This window comes from Priestia endophytica, from assembly GCF_026790145.1.
Taxonomy (GTDB): domain Bacteria; phylum Bacillota; class Bacilli; order Bacillales; family Bacillaceae_H; genus Bacillus_I; species Bacillus_I endophytica_A.
Map to the genome: position 1 here is coordinate 43,278 of NZ_JALAMS010000049.1, position 17,455 is coordinate 60,732.

The 17,455-nt window shown below is 36.6% G+C and carries 15 protein-coding genes and 1 pseudogene; 13 read left to right on the top strand and 3 right to left on the bottom strand.

Annotated elements, in window-relative coordinates; genetic code table 11:
* The first annotated feature begins 25 nt into the window (after positions 1-25).
* From MOC86_RS24070 to MOC86_RS24085, 4 genes are all read left to right on the top strand, one after another.
* A complete protein-coding gene (locus MOC86_RS24070; protein ID WP_268586450.1) occupies positions 26-583 on the top strand; it encodes a class II aldolase/adducin family protein in 558 nt (185 codons plus the stop codon).
* 178 nt (positions 584-761) lie between these two features.
* Positions 762-2,048 carry a four-carbon acid sugar kinase family protein gene (locus tag MOC86_RS24075; protein WP_268586451.1) on the top strand — a complete coding sequence of 429 codons (1,287 nt, stop codon included), beginning with the start codon at positions 762-764 and terminating at the stop codon, positions 2,046-2,048.
* 290 nt (positions 2,049-2,338) lie between these two features.
* The gene (locus MOC86_RS24080; protein ID WP_268586452.1) at positions 2,339-2,746 is read left to right on the top strand and encodes a cyclase family protein; all 408 of its coding nucleotides are present in this window, start codon (positions 2,339-2,341) and stop codon (positions 2,744-2,746) included.
* A gap of 191 nt (positions 2,747-2,937) precedes the next feature.
* Entirely contained in the window at positions 2,938-3,534 is a 597-nt protein-coding gene (locus tag MOC86_RS24085) for a class I SAM-dependent methyltransferase (RefSeq protein ID WP_268586453.1), read from the top strand.
* A gap of 300 nt (positions 3,535-3,834) precedes the next feature.
* Here the strand turns inward: MOC86_RS24085 and MOC86_RS24090 are convergent, their stop codons facing one another.
* On the bottom strand, positions 3,835-4,281 hold the full coding sequence (locus MOC86_RS24090) for an RDD family protein (RefSeq protein WP_268586454.1): 447 nt from the start codon (positions 4,279-4,281) through the stop codon (positions 3,835-3,837).
* Between the two features lie 783 nt (positions 4,282-5,064).
* On the opposite strand from MOC86_RS24090, the gene MOC86_RS24095 reads away from it, so the two are divergent.
* The 7 genes from MOC86_RS24095 (at position 5,065) to MOC86_RS24125 (ending at position 13,322) form a co-directional block, all read left to right on the top strand.
* Positions 5,065-6,204 (top strand): acyl-CoA dehydrogenase, encoded by a 1,140-nt coding sequence (locus tag MOC86_RS24095; protein WP_268586455.1) that lies wholly within the window; start codon positions 5,065-5,067, stop codon positions 6,202-6,204.
* A gap of 46 nt (positions 6,205-6,250) precedes the next feature.
* A complete protein-coding gene (locus MOC86_RS24100; RefSeq protein WP_268586456.1) occupies positions 6,251-8,218 on the top strand; it encodes an acetate--CoA ligase in 1,968 nt (655 codons plus the stop codon).
* Positions 8,219-8,418: 200 nt separating this feature from the next.
* Complete coding sequence (locus tag MOC86_RS24105) at positions 8,419-9,780, top strand: acetyl-CoA carboxylase biotin carboxylase subunit (RefSeq protein WP_268586457.1); 1,362 nt, start codon at positions 8,419-8,421, stop codon at positions 9,778-9,780.
* A 13-nt stretch (positions 9,781-9,793) separates the two neighbouring features.
* Positions 9,794-10,006, top strand: a complete 213-nt coding sequence (locus MOC86_RS24110) for an acetyl-CoA carboxylase biotin carboxyl carrier protein subunit (protein WP_243520243.1) — start codon at positions 9,794-9,796, stop codon at positions 10,004-10,006.
* Positions 10,007-10,040: 34 nt separating this feature from the next.
* Positions 10,041-10,940: a hydroxymethylglutaryl-CoA lyase gene (locus tag MOC86_RS24115; protein WP_268586458.1), complete on the top strand. Its 900-nt coding sequence runs from the start codon at positions 10,041-10,043 to the stop codon at positions 10,938-10,940.
* Positions 10,941-10,970: 30 nt separating this feature from the next.
* Positions 10,971-11,753, top strand: coding sequence for an enoyl-CoA hydratase (locus tag MOC86_RS24120; RefSeq protein ID WP_268586459.1), 783 nt, complete (start codon positions 10,971-10,973; stop codon positions 11,751-11,753).
* A 30-nt stretch (positions 11,754-11,783) separates the two neighbouring features.
* Positions 11,784-13,322 carry an acyl-CoA carboxylase subunit beta gene (locus tag MOC86_RS24125; protein ID WP_268586460.1) on the top strand — a complete coding sequence of 513 codons (1,539 nt, stop codon included), beginning with the start codon at positions 11,784-11,786 and terminating at the stop codon, positions 13,320-13,322.
* A 497-nt stretch (positions 13,323-13,819) separates the two neighbouring features.
* Here the strand turns inward: MOC86_RS24125 and MOC86_RS24130 are convergent, their stop codons facing one another.
* Both MOC86_RS24130 and MOC86_RS24135 read right to left on the bottom strand, forming a co-directional pair.
* Positions 13,820-14,206: a hypothetical protein gene (locus tag MOC86_RS24130; RefSeq protein WP_268586461.1), complete on the bottom strand. Its 387-nt coding sequence runs from the start codon at positions 14,204-14,206 to the stop codon at positions 13,820-13,822.
* Between the two features lie 179 nt (positions 14,207-14,385).
* Positions 14,386-14,758 (bottom strand): annotated as a pseudogene (locus MOC86_RS24135) (transporter).
* Between the two features lie 151 nt (positions 14,759-14,909).
* On the opposite strand from MOC86_RS24135, the gene MOC86_RS24140 reads away from it, so the two are divergent.
* On the top strand, positions 14,910-15,947 hold the full coding sequence (locus tag MOC86_RS24140) for a YeiH family protein (RefSeq protein WP_419146675.1): 1,038 nt from the start codon (positions 14,910-14,912) through the stop codon (positions 15,945-15,947).
* Positions 15,948-16,450: 503 nt separating this feature from the next.
* Positions 16,451-17,374, top strand: coding sequence for a LysR family transcriptional regulator (locus tag MOC86_RS24145; RefSeq protein ID WP_268586474.1), 924 nt, complete (start codon positions 16,451-16,453; stop codon positions 17,372-17,374).
* Positions 17,375-17,455 lie beyond the last annotated feature (81 nt).

Here is a 17,455-nt window from a genome sequence, read left to right on the forward strand (position 1 = left end):
TGAAGGTGTTCAATTTAAAAGTGAAATGCTCATTACGGCTTCAGGCACATACATGGCTAATCTCTCGGAAGATGATTTTGTAAAGTTTAATATTTTTACAGGTCAAAACTATAGTGAGAGGAAAGTTTCAAAAGAAACACCCATGCATCTGGGAATTTATCAGAAGCGTGAAGACATAAAAGCTATCTTACATTCTTCGCCATTCTATACCACTCTGTTTGCATGTAGTAATGAAGGAATACTTTCTGAATTATTCGTGGAAACAATGTATTATTTAGAGGATATTTCCTATATAGACTATTTTCATCCTGGTTCACAAGAGTTAGCTGAAGCCGTAACTACTCAATCATTTCATTCTAATATAATTATCATGAGAAATCATGGAGTAGTAGTATTGGATGATTCATTATTAGAAGCTCAAATGAGACTACAAACTTTAGAGATGGCATGTCGTATGATTTTAAAAGCAAAAGAATCAGGGATTAAACTTAGCTTAATTCCACAGAAAACAGTACAAAGTTTTTTAAATGATTCATTTTATAAACCGAAAAAGAAAATGAATAACTCCATTGAGTCTAGCTGAAAAATGGGGCAAAAGAAGACGGTTACTAAAGAAACTATTTTAGATGTCTTTATTGCATTATCAAAAACCTTTTTACGTAATCTATTGAGGATTTTATATCCTTTGTATCAGTACCAATAAGTTTTAAATAGATACTGCTATGTTGTTGACAGACGAAAGATAGAAAAGAGGGAGAGTAATGGGACAAATAATAGGAGTGGTAGCTGATGATACCACCGGAGCAAACGATATAGGAATTATGTTTAGTAATAAGGGATACACAGCTAAAGTTCAAATATTTGAGGAAGAAATGAATGTTAAAGGGGATGCTGATGTCATTATTGTAGATACAGATAGTCGATTAGATTCGGATAATTTAAGCTATCAAAAAGTGTATGGAGCTACAGAGAAATTACAAGAGACTGGGTGTTCTATGTTTTTCAAGAAGACGTGCTCAGTTTTCCGTGGGAATATTGGCAAAGAGTTTGATGCTATGTTAGATGCGCTCGGTGAGGAATTTGCTATTATCAGCTTAGCATTCCCGAAGAATGGGAGAACAACAATAGGAGGAATGCATACTGTTTATGGACAGCCATTAGAATGTTCAGCATTTGCTAATGATCCTGTGCATCCTATGAAGGAATCAGATTTAGTATCCATTTTACAAAAGCAAACCCTTAGAAAAGTAACATATGTAGATTTATCTATTGTAAGACAAGGAGCAACAGTTTTACGACGGACAATTGAAGAAATAAGAAAGCATTTTAATTATTGTATTATTGATAGTGAAACTCAATCAGATTTAACTATTGTAGCTGAAGCAATCCATGATTACAAAATTTTAGGTGGAAGTTCAGCTATCGCCGAAGAGTTGCCTAAATTTTTAGGAAAAAAATCTACAAATAACTTAGTGACCGATTTAAACATTGAAGATCAAAATGGAGTACTTGTTGTTTCAGGAAGTTTAACTCCTCAAACAAGAGCGCAAACAGCACACCTTATTTCTTCTGGAGTCCCTTGTAAAGTTTTTGACTCTAGAAAAGTATTTTCACCTGTTGAATATGATAAAGAAGTTATGCGTGTTTCCTTAGAAGCTCAAAAGCTGTTAATTCAAGGAGAAGATGTTTTAATCATGGCCGACAACAACAAAGACATTATCTTAGAGACTAAGGAGATGGGCAAAAAATTAGGAATTGATCCTCTTTCAATTAGCAAGATGGTATCTGCCGCAATCTCAAATGTCACAAAGATTATTGTAGATCAAGTTGATTTAAAAAGACTCATTGTAGCAGGTGGAGATACTGCTGGAACAGTCAGTAGAAAGTTGGACATCAAGGGAAACTATGTGTTGAAAGAGATTGAAACAGGTTTACCATCAGGACTAGCCATAGGACGCCATATGTTAATAGTTTTGAAATCAGGTAGTTTTGGAGGGGAAGAATTTCTGTCTCTTGCCATTAAACACCTAAGAAATCTTTCACACTAAAATGAAGGAGAGGAGATAGTAATTTTCTTTTCTAATATATCTTTATGTACAGAATCTCAAAAAGCATATTAAGACTTTTTAATTTAATTACTGTCCATAAAAATTTACCTTAAGGAAAAGAAAAAGCACAAACTCGTTGTTAATCACGGGTTTGTGCTTTTATTACTTCCTTAAAAAGATTTATGTAGACTAGGTTTATATATAATATACATTCTAAAAAGAAAAAATATGATAAAATTTCCATATGTAAATCACTTTTATTAATATAAAAGGAGAGTGTGATTATAATTATGAAGAGGAAAAAATATATTGATTTGAGCCATACGATTCAAGATGGAATTATAACTTATAAGGGGCTTCCTGCTCCAATCATTTGTGATTATTTAAGTCGAGAAGAATCTCGAAAACATTACGGAGAAGGAACAGAATTTCAAATTGGAAAAATAGAAATGGTGTCTAATACAGGAACTTATATTGATGTTCCATTTCATAGGTATGCTAATGGAAAAGATCTATCGGAAATACCAATTGATAAGATAGCTGGTCTAGAAGGAATTATCGTTCATATTGATGAAAATAAAAAAGAGATTAATGAAGATGTGTTTTATGATTTTGATATCGAAGGAAAAGCTGTCCTTATTCACACAGGTTGGGACCAATACTGGAATACAGATCAATACTTTGAAAATCATCCATAGTGTTTCTCTTAGTGCTTTTAGTATGTTTTCGTCTTTTACTCTATTCATGCTGAATTCTTTTGTATAAAATGAAAGCCATGCATTTACCGTACATGATTTAACTGTGTTGAGATTTTTAAGGTTTTTGTTTTTTTGCTATAATGACCACTATGTAGATCTAACTTTTAATAAAGAGGAAAGTAGAGTGGATTATGGAAAATAATGTTTTTGAACAGATGGCAAAAAGATATGATACAGAAGAAAGAATTGAATTAGCTAAAATTATAGTTAAGGAAGTAAGAACAGAATTACGAAATAGTAAATCAAAGTCTTTAATAGACTATGGGAGTGGTACTGGTCTAATTGGTTTAGAATTATCAGATTTAGTAGATTCTATTTTGTTGGTTGATTCATCAAAACAAATGTTGGAGGTTGCGAAAGCTAAAATTTCTCAAAAAGAAATTACTAACTCAAAGGTACTTTATTCAGATTTTACTCAAGGAACTCCTGACCTCAAAGCAGATATAGTGTTAATGTCACTAGTCCTTCTTCATATTCCAGATACTAAAAAAATTTTACAAGAATTGTTTAACGTTTTAAATGATGAGGGCAAGCTAATCATTATTGATTTTGATAAAAATCATAAGATAAATCATCCGAAAGTTCACAACGGTTTTTTACATGAAGAACTGAAAAAAATGTTATCCCAAGTTGGATTTAAATCAATTAAAATTAAGACATTCTATCATGGTAATCGTATCTTTATGAATCAAGACGCTTCAATGTTTATATCCAGCAGTATAAAGTGATTTTTGTTTTTTTATTTCTTAGTTCATATAATCTCGATTAGCAAAGGAAGCAGTCATATTAAGGCATTAAGTCACTTTTTATCTTTCTCTTTTTTATGTATATAAAGATGAAATCCCTTGAGCGCCTAGAGGATGTTGGAAATAAAACTTCATAATATACGCCATCAAAAAAATAAGACTGCCCCTTGTCTGTGAGGGAGTCTTATTTTTTAGTGTTCTTATGTGAAATTTTACATCAGAATTGTACAGATTAAGTAAGATGAAAACCTCCATTTTGGGATCCTTAGAGTTGGTACCTACTTAACTTGCAGCTGTATGTTTATCTTCCATTTCGTCAGGTTTTGCATATGTAACATAGGTACCTGCCATCAAATCATGCAGACTTCTCTTATCTTTACGGAAAACAACCATAAAAAGACTCACAATTAAAGCAATACCTAATGTAAGACTATAAACAATTCCGGCTACGAGAACTCGTAATAGCATCGCTCCAATTCCAAGCTTCTTTCCATTTACTTTTACAATCCTAACACCAACGATTCGTTTTCCAATTGTATACCCTGACCATAAAATAGGTACAGCAACGGTATAGATAACCCCTAAAATTGAGATAACAGGGTCATTTTCATTGAATTCTCCTGTAAGTAAAAAAACAATAAGGGTTAAAGGAATACTGACAATTACACCATCTAATAGGTTGCCTAAAAGGCGTATCCAAAATCCCGCTGGTTTTATCACCTGATTCATTTTATCTTTCCTCCTTTTTTGTACAATACCCATTTGTCAATATAAATAGGCTCGTACATGATCGTAACATGGATATACGTGTAGATAAAAAATATAAAATATTTAAAATTTATTCATATTTTCTCTTTTGTAAAAGAGGTGAAGAGATGACAAATGTAAAATGAAAGTTATTTGATATTGATCTGTCTAATAAGTCTCTATTATATAAAGTTAATGTATCTAGGACCTGTTTTATTTCCTTCTCATTACAAAAAATAAGACATTTTTTGCAATAAAAGTCATGCTGGTCATTGATTCACTACTATGTAGTTTAATAGATTTAAAAATATGTGGATAAAGTAATTACTAATCTGACTTCATGATTCATCAATTTTGGTTTTTGTCAAATATCTAAATAGACCTTCTCGCCTGCAATTTCTATGGTAGAAATCGTTTCATTTATTGATAGAATCAAAGATCGTATCAATATCTAATGAGGAATTTTAGCTTCCGGTAAGTTCATGTATCTTGCCTCATTTATTATTCTTACTTTTAGAACTTAATATATTTATGTTTATTGGTGTAAAACACACAAATTTTTCATAGAAGTATACATAGATTTATATTTTTTTAATATTGATAATTATAAATATTAAAAAATATCGAAAGGAGGTCGGTACATAGAGTTTTGTTGTTATTTTGATAATTATTAAAAAAGAAAGTCAATTATGTATATTTTTGAAGGCGAAATAATTCATCAATAATAACCAGAATGTTACGACAATAAATGGAGGTCGTTGAAAAATGAATTTTGATTTAACGAAAGAACAAGAGATGATACGTAAGTTAATTCGGGATTTTTCGGAAGCAGAAGTTGCTCCTGGAGCAGATGAACGAGATCGGACGGGAGCATTTCCTTATGAAATGTTTTCAAAATTAGCAGAGTTAGGAATCATGGGTCTTCCATTCCCAGAAAAATACGGGGGTGGTGATGCTGACGCAATCAGCTTTGCCATTGTCGTTGAAGAGTTAAGCCGTGTTTGTGCATCAGCAGGAATCACATATTCAGCTCATATTTCATTAGGGGGAGAACCTCTTAATTTGTTTGGTACCCATGAGCAAAAAGAGAGATACTTAACGCCAATTTGTACAGGAGAGTCATTTGGGGCATTTGGTTTGACTGAACCAAATGCAGGCTCCGATGCCGGGGGAACACAAACAACCGCAGTTCTTGATGGGGATGAGTGGGTCATTAATGGCTCAAAATGTTTTATTACTAATGCAAGCTATGCCAAACATCTTGCCGTTACGGCCGTAACAGATCGCTCAAAAGGAATTAATGGAATTAGCGCATTTATCGTTCCAACGAACGCACCAGGGTTTACTGTTATCAATAATTACGAAAAAATGGGTCTTCAATCTTCAAATACAACAGAATTAATCTTGGAAAATGTAAGGGTTCCCAAAGATAATTTGCTGGGAACAGAAGGAGAGGGTTTCAAGCAATTTTTAGCGACCCTTGATGGCGGAAGAATTGGAATCGGGGCAATGGCCGTTGGACTTGCACAGGGCGCTTATGAAAAATCACTTCAGTATGCAAAGGAAAGAAAACAGTTTGGAAAAAGTCTATCGAACTTCCAGGCAATCCAATTTAAATTGGCCGATATGGCAATGAATATTGAAATTGCCCGGAATATGGTTTACAAAGCAGCCTGGTTGAAGGAGCAAGGCCGAATCTTTAAAAAAGAGGCAGCATACGCAAAATTATTTGCCTCCGAAATATGCATGCGCGCATGTGATCAAGCGGTTCAAATTCATGGCGGTTATGGATATATGAAAGAATATCAAGTTGAGCGGTTTTTCCGTGATGCGAAGCTTCTGGAAATTGGGGAAGGAACATCTGAAGTTCAGCGTATGGTAATCGCAAAACAAATAGGATGCTAAATCCATTTTTGTAATGGCTTTCAAAAAATGATAAAGGAGTAACTCCATGGATATCAATGGAATTTCACAAGTAGTTGCAAACAGTAAACTTATGTTTCCTAATAAAGAAAAGGTACGCTCTACCTCCATTGGAAGCATAGAAGCTTTTCAAGAACTTCTTCGACAATCCCAAGAAGATCCTGCTGCCTTTTGGGATAGCGCAGCCCGTGACCTTGTGTGGTATGAACCTTGGAAAGAAACCATTAGTGGACAACTCCCTGATTTTCATTTTTTTGTCGACGGCATTAGCAACCCAAGTATCAATTTACTTGACCGGCATATAGTTAATGGAGCAGGTAACCGGACAGCTCTCATTTGGGAGGGGGAAAACGGAGACACAAAAATTTATACCTATAATATGCTTCTTGCGGAAGTGAATCGATTTGCGAATGTTCTTCGTTCATTTGGGGTGAAAAAAGGTGATTGTGTAGCTATTTTTCTTCCAAATCTGGCCGAAGCATTTATTGCCGTGTTAGCGTGTTTTCGTATTGGTGCTATTTACAACACTATTTTCTCAGGTTATTCCGAAAAGTCATTGAAAGACCGTCTCATCAGCTTTGGCCCAAAAGTAGTGGTAACTGCGGATGCAACAGAACGTCGGGGTAAAGCCATTCGATTAAAAGAAAAAGTTGATCAAGTTTTACCAATTATTCCATCTGTTGAAGCAGTCATTGTTGTCAACCGCTTAGGCTTAGCAGTTCAAATGAAAGAAGAGCGTGATTACTGGTGGCACGAGCTTACAAAAACAGCAAGCATCGTTTGTGAACCTGAGAGAATAGAAGCGAATGAGAGTGGGATTGTGTTCTATACAAGTGGTACGACAGGAAAACCTAAAGGTGTCGTTCATTCTGGAATGGCTTTTGTTATTCAAAATTACACATATGCCAAGTATCATATGGATCACCACAATGATGATGTTTTCTGGTGTACTGCTGATATTGGGTGGTTAACGATGCATATTTGGGGTATTACTGGTGCTTTAGCGAATGGTGTAACAACCGTTGTCTATGAGGGAGCAGTTGATTATCCAGAAAAGAATCGCTTTTATCAAATTATTGAAAAATATCGGGTGAATAAGTTATTTACCGCTCCAACTGCATTGAGAATGTTAAAAAGTATGGGAGAAAAACCATTAGAACAATTTGATTTATCTTGTCTTGATGTCATTTCTCTTGTGGGAGAACCTTTTGATATTGAAACATGGCATTGGACATATGAAGTTTTAGGAAAGAAAAAGGTATATATCAATAATACTTGGGGTCAAACGGAAACAGCGGGATCTCCTATCGCAGGAGCAGCCTGGCTGACGCCAATGAAACCTGGTTCCGCAGGGACTCAATTTTTAGGCGCAGTTTTTGATGTTGTTAATGAAGAAGGCAATCCAATTAAACCTGGTCAGTTAGGAAACTTAGTAATTAGAAAACCATTTCCTATGCTGTGCCGTACACTTTGGAAAGAACCGGAGCGATATTACGCATCCTATTTTAGCCAAGTAGAAGGAAGTTATTATGCCAGCGATCTTGCATTGATAGATGAAGATGGATATATATGGGTAGTTGGCCGTTCTGATGACGCACTCAATGTGGCAGGGCATCGGTTAAGTACGTTGGAAATGGAAAGTGCTGTACTTGAATGCGAAGGCGTTTTTGAATGCGCTGTCATTGGGATTCCTGATGAAATAAAAGGGGAAGTTCCTTTAGTATTTGCCCGTCTAGCTGATGGTTTTGAAGGTAACGAAGAGATGATAGAACGGATAAATAGGAGTATCATCCAACAAATTGGTAAGATTGCCAGTCCAAAAGCAATAATTATGACTAATATGTTACCGAAAACAGTAAGTGGAAAAATTATGCGGCGTTTATTAAAGGAAATTGTTGCAACAGGAAAGGTAGCTGGTGACATTACAGGACTTGAAGATCCATCAACTGTTGTAGAAATACAGAAGATCGTTGCTAGTAAATTATCAGCTATATAATGTTTTATTTGGGTCAGTCATTTGTTCATAAAATGCTCAGCAAATGCCTCGTTCCATCTAATCTTTCTCTTTGTAATCACTAGATTGGCAGTTAAAGATGAAGCTATAGATAGATGCACATATCTCTATAACATAAAAATTTAAGCTTCATGATGATACACAAAGATCTGATGAAATAAAAGATAGAAAGGGCGGAAAGTATGTTCAAAAAGGTTTTGATTGCTAATCGTGGTGAAATTGCTGTTCGGGTAATCCGGACATGCAAGGCCCTAGGGATTATTACAGTTGCTGTACATTCAGAAGCTGATGCGGACGCTCCCCATGTGAAAATGGCGAATGAGGCCTATTTAATTGGAGGTTCGCGTGTAGCAGAAAGTTATTTAAACATTGATGAAATTTTAGAAGTCGCCCGTTTAACAAAAGCAGAGGCTATTCACCCTGGATATGGTCTGCTTTCCGAAAATGCCGAATTTGCCCGGCGCTGTGGGAAGGAAGGGCTGATATTCATTGGACCTTCTCCAGAGGTTATCTCCAAAATGGGCAGCAAAATTGAATCACGAAAAGCAATGGAAGAAGCAGGAGTCCCTGTAGTTCCGGGGATTACCTACCCTCTTGCTGATGCAGAGGAAGCGGTAGAAGCGGCTGACCTTATTGGTTATCCTGTGATGCTAAAAGCTTCCGCTGGAGGAGGCGGAATCGGAATGCAGGTTGTCCATAGCGGGGATGAAATTCGCAAAGCGTTTGCGGGAAACCAAAAACGGGCTACTGATTTCTTTGGCGATGGTACCATGTACGTTGAAAAATTTGTGGAAAACCCTAGGCATATTGAAATTCAAATCCTGGCAGACGGATTTGGCAATACCGTTTATCTATGGGAACGTGAATGTTCGATCCAGCGTCGCCATCAAAAAGTCGTTGAGGAAGCTCCATCATCCTTTCTTTCTGAAACTACCCGCAGCAAAATGGGGGAGGCAGCAATAAAAGCAGCAAAATCAATTGGATATAAAAATGCAGGAACAATTGAGTTTTTAGTAGATGAAGAGCAAAATTTTTATTTTCTTGAAATGAACACCCGTTTGCAGGTGGAACATCCAGTTACAGAAGAAATTACAGGTTTGGACTTAGTGGAAAAACAATTGAAAATTGCAGGGGATGAAGCACTGGATTTTTCTCAGGAAGAGGTAAAACGTGAAGGTCATGCGATTGAAGTCAGAATCTACGCAGAAGATCCAAAAACATTTTTTCCTTCTCCAGGAAAAATCACCAAATTAGAATTGCCGAACGGACCTGGAATTCGACATGAATTAGCGGTTCATGATCAATCTACAGTTACTCCTTTTTATGATCCAATGATTGCGAAGCTCATTGTAAAAGGGAGTGATCGTGGCGATGCAATAAACCGTCTGCACGATGCATTAGCGGATTATCATATCGAAGGAATTAAAACGAATATACCAATGCTGAAAGAGGTCATTGCCCACCCCGCATTTCGTTCAGGTGATACGACAACGGACTTTGTTGGAAAGTATTTAAAAACTAAAAAAACAAATAACGCAAAATAGGGGAGGAATAATGATGAGTGAAATCGTAGCAAGCATGGCAGGAAATGTGTGGAAGGTACTTGTTAAAGTTGGAGATCAAGTAGAAGAAGGTCAGGATGTAGTGATTTTAGAATCAATGAAAATGGAAATTCCGATTGCAGCCGAATCTGATGGGATTGTTAAAGAAGTAAAAGTGAACGAGGGCGAATTTGTGAATGAAGGAGACATCATTGTAGAAGTTGAATAAGTCCTAAAATCATCGGAGGAAAGGTGATAAAGCAATGAAATGGCCCACAAATATAACCATTAAAGAGGTTGGTCCACGGGATGGATTACAAAACGAAAAGGGTTTTATTTCAACAGAGGATAAAATTGCCTTGATTAATCAATTGTCTGCTAGTGGACTAAAAGCGATTGAGATTACCTCCTTTGTCAATCCGAAATGGATTCCTGCCCTTTCAGATGCCACTGTAGTTGCCACAGGCATTACAAGAGTGCCAGATGTAACCTATACGGCTCTCGTTCCAAACCAAAAAGGTTTGGAGCGGGCGTTTGAAGCGAACGTTGATGAAGCAGCTATATTTATGTCAGCCAGCGAAACTCATAATCTAAAAAATATTAATAAATCGATTAGCGATACATTCCCTATCTTAAGAAATCTGGTCCAAAAAACCCTTGCAGCAGGGAAACCCAGCAGAGGTTATGTTTCTACTGTTTTTGGATGCCCATATGAAGGGCCTATTGATATAGATACGGTTATAAGAGTTTCGGAAACCTTATTTGAGATGGGGATTAACGAACTGTCACTTGGAGATACGATTGGTGTTGCGAATCCAAAGCAAGTCCAAGAGTTATTGGAAGTTTTCTTAAAAAGATTTCCGGCAGATAAATTAGCGATGCACTTTCATGATACAAGGGGAACAGCCTTAGCTAACGTCTTAGTATCGTTAGAAATGGGTATTACCACTTTTGATTCTTCCATTGGAGGATTAGGAGGCTGCCCTTATGCGCCTGGAGCATCAGGTAATGTGGCAACTGATGATTTACTTTATATGCTTCACGGAATGGGAATCCACACTGGGGTGGATCAGGAAAAGCTTTTATCTGCATCCCAATTTATTCAGAAGAAGATTGGGAGACCTTTACCTAGTAAAAGTCTTCAAGCTTCAACCTCCCAATAGACATTAATACCGTGTGAGGAAGGTGAAAATATGGATAAAACGATATTAGTTAACAGGCTGGAAAACGGAATCGTGATGATTACATTAAATCGCCCTGAAGCGGCCAATGCTTTATCTCTTCAAATGTTAGGAGAACTCCAAGAAGCGGTTCTATTATGTAAATATGACCGGACAATCCGTTGTGTAGTTATTACAGGAGCTGGAGAAAAGGCCTTTTGCGCGGGTGCTGATTTAAAAGAACGCACAGATATGGAACAGGTTCAGGTACGGAAGACGCTTTCCTTGATCCGTGGGAATATCAATGATTTAGAAGCATTACCGCAGCCAATTATTGCGGCTGTGAATGGTGTTGCGTTTGGTGGGGGAACAGAACTTGCACTGGCTTGTGATATCCGTATTGCCTCTGAAACAGCGAAGCTTGGTCTAACGGAAACCTCCCTGGGAATTATTCCAGGTGCAGGCGGGACGCAGCGTTTACCGAGATTAGTAGGAAAGGGACGGGCTAAGGAACTTATTTTTACAGCGAGACGTATTGATGCAGCAGAAGCATTAGAAATTGGGTTAGTAGAGTATACGGCATCTTCAAATCATTTGATTAAAAAAGCTTTGGAAATCGCAGGGCAAATTGCCCGCAATGGTCCAATTGCCGTCGCGCAAGCAAAATTCGCCATTGATAAAGGCTATGATGTTGATATGAACACCGGTCTTGCCATTGAGCAAAGTGCCTATGAAGTGACAATTCCATCGAAGGATCGTTTAGAAGGATTACAGGCCTTTAAGGAAAAAAGAACCCCCATATATGTTGGAGAATAAGAAAATCAGATTAATAGAGGAGGAAAGACAATGGATATGAAACCTCTACAACAAACACTTGAAGAAAGAGTAGAAAGAATTAAAAAGGGGGGCGCTCTTAAGTATCATGAAAAAAACACTGATCAAGGAAAACTTTTTGTTCGGGACCGTTTAAAACAGTTATTCGATCCTGGCTTTGAACTGGAGGATGCGCTATTTGCAAACTGTATGGCGGGGGAACTTCCTGCCGATGGTGTTGTGACAGGAATGGGGAAGATTAATGGCCAGGTTGTTTGTGTGATGGCTAATGATTCAACTATTAAAGCGGGTTCCTGGGGATCACGTACAGTTGAAAAAATCATTCGAATTCAAGAAACAGCTGAGAAACTTCGTGTACCATTAATTTATTTAGTAGATTCAGCTGGAGCGAGGATTACAAATCAGATAGAAATGTTTCCTGGACGTCGCGGGGCAGGGAGAATCTTTTACAATCAAGTGAAACTATCTGGAAAAATACCGCAAATTTGTCTTCTGTTTGGTCCATCTGCCGCAGGTGGGGCTTATATCCCGGCGTTTTGCGATATTGTTATCATGGTAGATAAAAATGCATCAATGTACCTTGGCTCACCACGGATGGCCGAAATGGTTATCGGGGAAAAAGTTACATTGGAAGAAATGGGCGGCGCTCGCATGCATTGTTCAGTATCAGGATGCGGTGATGTACTCGCTAAAAATGAAGAGGAAGCTATTTCCATTGCCCGCAATTATCTTTCTTACTTTCCGGCAAATTTTTCAGAAAAGCCGCCGGTTCATGAGGCAGCAGCACCAGAACAAATGAAGAAATCATTGGAAGAGCTGATTCCGGCAAATCAAAACTCTCCCTTTAATATGCATGATCTTATTAATGGAATTATTGATGAAGGTTCTTTCTTTGAGATTAAGAAACTATTTGCTACCGAGCTTATTACAGGTCTTGCCCGTATAGACGGAAAACCGGTCGGTATCATAGCCAATCAGCCTCGTGTAAAGGGTGGCGTGCTGTTCCATGATAGCGCTGACAAAGCTGCGAAATTTATTAATCTTTGCGATGCATACCATATTCCGTTATTGTTCCTAGTTGATGTGCCTGGATTTATGATTGGTACAAAGGTAGAACGGGCAGGAATCATTCGACATGGTGCAAAAATGATTTCTGCGATGGCGGAGGCAAGTGTGCCCAAGATCTCTGTTATTGTTCGAAAGGCTTATGGTGCAGGTTTATATGCCATGGCCGGCCCGGCGTTTGAACCAGATGCTTGTTTGGCTTTACCTTCCGCTTCGATTGCCGTGATGGGCCCAGAAGCAGCTGTCAATGCTGTGTATGCTAACAAAATTGCTGCATTACCTGAAGAAGAGAGGGCTGCATTTATCGCTGAAAAGCGCGAGGAATATAAAGAAGATATTGATATTTACCGGCTTGCTTCAGAAATGGTTATTGACGGAGTCATTCCAGCAAACTCACTGCGCGACGAGTTAACTAAACGCTTTGAAGCATACTCTTCGAAATATGTAATTTTTTCTGAGCGTAAACACCCAGTCTATCCAGTTTAATATCTGGTTTTATACGAGGAAGTTTGTTCTCTGAATAAAGGTAAAATAGGAGAATCTTTTGCGGAAGTGATTCATGATGAATCATTTTTTAAAAACTTTTTATCTAAAACATAAAAATGATCTAACTCTCTAACACTTAAAAGAGATAAATATCAATTGAGCTCCTAGACGTCTGTAAAAGTATATTTAATGGGAAAGAAAAAGCTCAAACTCGTTGTCATTCAACGTGTTTGAGCTTTCATTACTTTCTTGAAGATGTGTTATGTGAACTAAGAAATTATGATGTGTACAGGAAATATAGAATTAACTTTTTATATGTAGAAGTGTAAATTTGGATTATTAAATAAAGTGTGCACGTTAGTTTGATGGTCCAAGATTATAGATAAAATCAAGAGGTATTAACCCTAAATGCTGTGGACGAAACCGTAACAGAGCACCAGTTTAACGCTCCGTTTTTGGGTCAACCATTAACAATGAGGACAAAGAAAAAATGATCGCTAAACAGGCATTAGTCCCAAGACGATTAGTATGAACGCAATGGTCATTAAGATCCAACTAGGATGGAGACGGCGCATTACCCAAAGAGAAATGCTGGCAGCATACAGAAAAGAGCTGCCAGCAAGTAGGCCCGTCGCGAGCTTTACATTCTGCTCGAACCAGATTGCGGCGGCGATTAAGGTAAGCCCACTAAGTAACCAGTTGAGTGTGGTGAAATGCAGAAGCAACAGCACGAGCCTTTGTAATGGAGCAGATATCCGTTCATCCGCCACAAAAACCGCCTCGATCGGCCTGATTACCAGCCGTTGCATTAGCATTCCATGAATCACCGCCGTGCCGCCACCGATGGCCCCAGCGGCTGTCAATGCAATACTTTGCCAGTCCATATCCATACACCTCCAATGAATATTATTTATGATTAAAAAATATTGAGATCTTGCATACTTTCTGAATACATTGTAATTAAACATATTAGTCTATATAAAATAAACATATTATTATATTGTGTTAAAAAGTCCTCAGATTCTATTAATTCTAAGGACTTTTTGATTGCTAATTTCGATTATTATGTAAACTGGAAATATATATCGAGTGTACAAATAGAAAAAGAAATAATTTGTCTTGTATCAATACCAAAAAAGGTCCAGAATCTCCTAGTCCATCTGAAGAAGGAACTATGAATACAGGAAAAACCAGAAGCTAGACCCATTCCTAAGCCATATCAATATCTTTCAGAACAAACATAATGAAATAGACCTTGGATCTACAGCAAAAGAAGTAGCAGTTTGCTGAGTTGGTGTAAATGATGGTGGAGGGGCTGTTGGAGCCTGTTGTGGATTTAATGTAGGGGATCCTCCTGGTGGCCTAGGCGGCGTTGAAGGCATCTGAGGACCAAGAAACTGTTCATATGCATAGAAATCAGTATAATTGATGTCCATTTTATTCTCATCTCCCAAATCTTAATGATTAATATTATTAATCATTAAGATAATTTATCTATATTTCACTAATGTTATATCTCCTTTTATAGTAAAAGTATAAATAAATTATTTAGTTTAAAACTAAATAATTAGTATTGGAGATAAGAATATGACAGCTAAAGAAAAAAATACAATGTTATTACGCACAGAAGTTAATAAACTTTCTTCTTTTGCCTTATGGTTTGTGGGAATTGGGTTTACTTTTATTATTGCCTTAATGGGGTATGGATTGGCTAAAGTGCCTGGTTTTGATCACGTTGGGCAACTTGCCTGTGCTATTGTGATTGCTGTGATTTACCGTCAGATGTGGGGATATCCTGAAAGAATACGCTCAGGAATTGAATTTTCTTCAAAAAGATTATTACGTTTTGCTATTATTTTATTTGGTTTAAAGTTAAATATTGATGTAGTTATTCATCAGGGATTAGGTCTACTAGTTCGAGATGTAGGAACCATTGTTTTTTCAATTTTCTTAACGGTTTTAATTGCTAAATGGCTAAAGGCAGATGCTTCTTTATCTCTTCTTTTAGGAATTGGAACAGGTGTTTGTGGAGCAGCTGCTATCGCAGCCGTTTCTCCGATTTTGAAAGCAAAAGAAAAAGATACGGCCATAGGGGCCGGTATAATTGCTTTAGTAGGGACAATATTTGCTATTGGATATACACTTTTAAGACCTTATATCGGATTGACAGATGTTCAATATGGCATTTGGGCAGGTGTTGGACTACATGAAATTGCACATGTAGCTTTAGCCGCAGCTCCTGGTGGACCCGATGCTTTAGCAATGGGCCTATTAGCGAAATTAGGTCGGGTCTTCCTACTTGTTCCATTAAGTTTTATCTTAATGTATTGGATGAAACGTAGTGGAAAAGTTCAGGAAGATACAAAAATTGAATTTCCCTGGTTTTTAATAGGATTCATTATGATGAGTGTTTTTGGAAGCTATGTTATAGGAAAATACATTATTATATCTAAGAATATTATGAATGATATTTCAGGTCTGACAACTTTCATTTTAACTATGGCTATGGTGGGGTTAGGATTAAACGTAAGTTTAAAAGATCTTCGAACAAAAGCCTTTAAGCCACTGATTGCTATGTTTATCACCTCTATCTTACTATCGTTTCTTACATTCCTAATAATGTAGAGGTAAGAAACGATGTAATTAGGACTGAATAATGGTTCTTTTTGATGTTTTGTCTGGAATATATCTCCCATAAAACATCTTTTCAACACTCATCAATAAAAAAGTATTTCCTTCTGGAATACTTAAATTAAACAGCCTTCACTATAGATTATGAATTTTATTTTCAATAAATCAATGAAATGAAGATATAAGGAATTTTAAAGATTCATTTCACTTTTATTAGACACTAACTCTAATGCTGGAGTTCGATTTTACGAAGCTTATGCCTTAAGCAAATCTACTAATAAAGAAGTTTTCTTTATATTATATAAACAATTATCAGTTGAAGAGGATACGGAGGTTTATGAGGAGAATTAAAAGAAGCTATAGAAACAGTTAAGAGCAAATACAACTAAATATTGCTGGAACAATCCCTTTAAATAGAGTACCTCAATGACTAGATTATTTAGTTAAAGAAGTATATAAATAGAGATAGATATTTCATTAGAAGGGATTGAAATAGTATCGAATTACGACATTTAGAATATTTTTTAATGGTTAGTAAAGAATTACATTTTACAAAAGCAGCTGAAAAGTTAGGCATCTCACAACCCACTTTAAGTCATCAAATTAAAATGCTTGAACAAGAGGTAGGGTATTCACTTTTTAACCGGGTTGGCAAGAAAATTGAGCTTACTAAGGTAGGAGAAATTGTACAACGAGAAGCATTGAATATTCAAGGTTCTATACAAAGTATGTCCTCCCAAATTGCAGCATTTACGAAAGGAGAAATCGGGGAATTGAAAATTGCTGTGTTACCTGGGGAAATAACGGATTTAGTATCTACTTTATGTATTCAATTTAACCGTTTATATCCGAACATTAAGGTGTTTATTCAAACTACTGATCAGGTGGAAAAGGCTGTCCTAGAAAATCAAGCTGATTTTGGGATTGGTTTTCATCTTAATCAATATGATACGTTGCAAGTGACGAAGTTGTATGATGAAGAGTTTTATCTAATTAGTAATCAAAGTAATGGCGAGGAAATAGTTTCGTTTTCCTCTGTTTTAGATGGTCCTCTTATTTTATTTCCAAGTAGGCATCAATGTAGAAAAATACTTGATAAAACGAGCAATGAGGTTGGCAAGCAATTAGAGCCTATTGTTGAAACGTCTAGTATTGAATCTATTTTGAATCTAGTTCGAAATGGTATTGGTCGTAGTGTTGTTTCGCGTACATTATATGAATTTTATGACACAGAGGATATGGTTTTCCAACATATTGAAAATCCATCTTTGACTAGAGCCGTGTATCTCGTGATGAAAAAGAATTGTTTTGTTAATTATGCAGCTCGTAAATATATTCAGTTATTAGTACGAGAAATCGAAAAGCTTGGTTTTCACATAGGGACAGATTCGATTACTTCTTTACAAAATTCTATATCATAGTTTTTATCTATCATTATCATAGAATTAATTGCATAGAACAATGATAAATTTCTCTTTACAATCAAGATAGGTTCATAAAAA